The 2,957-nt window shown below is 71.0% G+C and carries 2 protein-coding genes; one reads left to right on the top strand and one right to left on the bottom strand.

Annotation, left to right across the window (positions count from 1 at the left end):
- The first annotated feature begins 119 nt into the window (after positions 1 to 119).
- Complete coding sequence (locus Q4I23_RS31895) at positions 120 to 1,073, top strand: ACT domain-containing protein (RefSeq protein WP_498528893.1); 954 nt, start codon at positions 120 to 122, stop codon at positions 1,071 to 1,073.
- A gap of 3 nt (positions 1,074 to 1,076) precedes the next feature.
- Here the strand turns inward: Q4I23_RS31895 and Q4I23_RS31900 are convergent, their stop codons facing one another.
- The gene (locus Q4I23_RS31900) at positions 1,077 to 2,906 is read right to left on the bottom strand and encodes an AI-2E family transporter (protein WP_498528894.1); all 1,830 of its coding nucleotides are present in this window, start codon (positions 2,904 to 2,906) and stop codon (positions 1,077 to 1,079) included.
- Positions 2,907 to 2,957: the final 51 nt, after the last annotated feature.

The following is a 2,957-nucleotide window of genomic DNA, read 5'->3' on the forward strand; positions in this document are numbered from 1 at the left end:
GTTATAGTCTCGTGGGCTCGGAGATGTGTATAAGAGACAGCCGCGCCCCAGCGCGCTGAAAGTCGGGTCGAAGTTCGGGCGGAACATCCCCTCGCGTCCCTTCGGGCGGCGCTGAGGCGATGAAAAAGGATGGGGGGCTGGCGAAGGCCCTGGCGCTCGGCGGCGACCGTCGCGCATTCGGCAACATTCCTACGGTGGCGGAGGCGGTGGCCGCCGACCCCGCCCGCCTGCCGGAACTGGTGGCCTGCCTGTTCGACGGCGACGCCGGGGTGCGGATGCGCGCCGCCGACGCCTTGGACCGGGTGTCGCGCGGCGACGCCCGCCCGCTGGACGCCTTCGCCGAACGGCTGCTGACCGAGGCGGCGGCCATCGAGCAGGCCGAGGTGCGCTGGCATCTGGCGGCGATCCTGCCGCGCCTGACCCTGACGGACGAGCAGCGCGAGCGGGTGGTGGCGCTTCTGGAGGGCTGGTTCGAGAACCGGGCCAGCCGGATCGTGCAGAGCGCCGCTCTTCAGGCCATGGTCGATCTGGCGGCGGACGATCCGGAGCTTCGCCCGGTCGCGGCGGACATGCTGGGCCGGGCCATGCGCTCGCGCATCCCGTCGCTGGCCGCTCGGGCCAAGCGAATCCTCAAGCCGTTCGAGGTGGACCGCGCCACGCTGGACGCCGCCCTGCTGCCGGAGACCAAGCCGCTCACCCTGTCGGTCCTGCCCGATCGGCTGGCGGTGGCGCGGCTGGCGCCGGGGGATGGGATGCCCGGCTGGCTCGACTGGACCGACCCGCTGGTCAGCGCCACCCGCACGGGGGAGGAGCTGTCCATCCTCTGCCGCGAGTCCCGCGTGCCGGACGGCGTGACGGCGGAGCGCGGCTGGCGCGCCTTCAAGGTGGAGGGGCCGCTGGACTTCTCGCTGTTTGGCGTGCTGGCGCGCATCGCCGTGCCGCTGGCCCAGGCGCGCGTGCCGATCTTCGCCATGTCCACCTACGACACCGATTACGTTCTGGTGCGCGACGAGGACGTGGAGCGCGCGGCCGACGCGCTGAAGCGCGTCTGCACCGTCGTGGCGCCCTCCTGACCGTCACGCCTGCGGAGCCTTCTCCGCCTCGACGGCGGCAAGCACGCCCAGCTCCTCCAACTGCGTGACGGCGCCGGTCAGGCTGGTGGCGACGCGGTCGGCGGCGGTCTGGGAGATGGCGTGCTCCGGCGCCTCGGCTTCGGGGTGGGCGCTCCACAGGCAGAGCAGGATCGGCACGTTCGGGCCGAAATGCAGGCGCAACCGACGCACCAGCCGGCGTGCGTGGGAGAGGGCGGATGGATTCAGATAGGACAGGACCACCGCCGACACGCCGGTCGGGGCCAGCGCGGCGATGGAGCGGACGGACACCTTCTCGCACGGGATCACGTCGGCGCGCAGCCCGCGCGGGCGCAGCAAATGGCCGAGCAATGCCGCCGCCGCCTCGTCCAGGTCGTTGCGGGCACCGATGCACAGGACCAGCGGCGTGTCCTCCGCGGCGGGCGGGGAGGCTTCCATCATCTCGTCCAGCAGCGCCGTCATGCCCTCCGCCACCGCCTGCCGTCCCTCCGGGTTCAGGCGGTTGCGCTGGCGGTCCTGCTCGGCCAGCGACAAGGTGGGGATCAGCAGTCCGTGCCCGGCCTCCGCCAGCCCGTCCTTGCTCATCTTCTCCTCGGCGATCTCCATGGCCTCGATGGGGTCGCGGGCGAGCAGGCGCTGGTACAGCTTGGCCTCGTCGGGCAGAACCGGGCGGTCGCCCAGCATCACCTCCAGGAAATGAAGCTGCGGAACGTGCCGCCCCAGCACGACGAGGCAGACGGTCAGTGGCGTCGCCAGCAGCAAGCCGACCGGTCCCCACAGTGTGGTCCAGAACACCGCCGCGACGATGATCGCCAGCGACGACAGACCGGTGGCGGAGCCGTAGAGCCAGGGCTCCACCACATTGTTGGAAAACAGCTCTACCGCCACGAAGAGGGCAATGCAGAGCAGCGGCAGGGTCCATCCCGCATCGACCGCGAAGGACAGCAGGATCGGGAAAGCCGCGGCGATCGCCGGTCCCAGGAAGGGGATGAAGCGCAGCACCGTCGCCAGCATCCCCCACAAGAGCGGGTTGGGCACGCCGAGCAGCCACAGCCCGATCCCGATGGGCAGGCCGTAGGTCACGTTGACGACGCACTGCATCAGCAGATAGCGGCTGACCCGCTCGCCCGCGTCGTTCATCGCCTCCGTCGTGCGGCTGAGGTCGCCGGACCCCGCCAGCCGGATCAGCCGGTCGCGCAGATCCTCCCGTTGCAGCAGCATGAAGATGGTGAAGACCAGCACCATGCCCGCCGTGGCGACCGGCGCCATGGCCGGCCCCAGCACGTCGCTGATGATGGTCAGCGCGTCGGACCCGTCCTGCTCGATCCGCACCGGCACCGGCTCCCGCGCGGCGCCGGGGGCGGGCAGGGCGCTGGCCGGAGCCGTGGCGGCAGGCGGGGTCTCCCCGGTCACCTGCTCCAGCCCCTGCTTCAGGTCGCGGAAGGCTTCGGTGGCCTGCTGGACCACCCCGCCGCTGCCCGCCGACGTGGCGCGGGAGCGCAGCGAGTCCAGCTTGGCGTGCACATTCTGCTGATAGCTGGGCAGGTTGTTGGCGAGGTCCGCGATCTGCCCTCCGACCACCATGCCGAAGCCGGCGATGCCTGCGAAGACCAGCACCACCACGGCCAGTACCGACGGCACCCGGCCCAGACGCAGCCGCTCCAGCCGGCTGACGATGGGCGCCAGGACGAAGGTCAGCAGCACCGCCAAAGCGATGGGGACCAGGATGTCGCTTCCCAGATACAAGGTCGCCACCACCAGCGCAGTGACCAGCAGCGTCGTCTGGGTGGAGGCGGGCGGGGCGGCCTTCGGCACCGGAATGGGGCCTGTCTCTTATACACATCTCCGAGCCCACGAGACTATAAC

It is taken from the genome of Azospirillum sp. UFLA03-27, from assembly GCF_059803775.1.

Excerpts from the sequence above, each read along its gene's own strand:
- Q4I23_RS31895 (WP_498528893.1), top strand. The coding sequence starts at position 120 with ATGAAAAAGGATGGGGGGCTGGCGAAGGCCCTGGCGCTCGGCGGCGAC.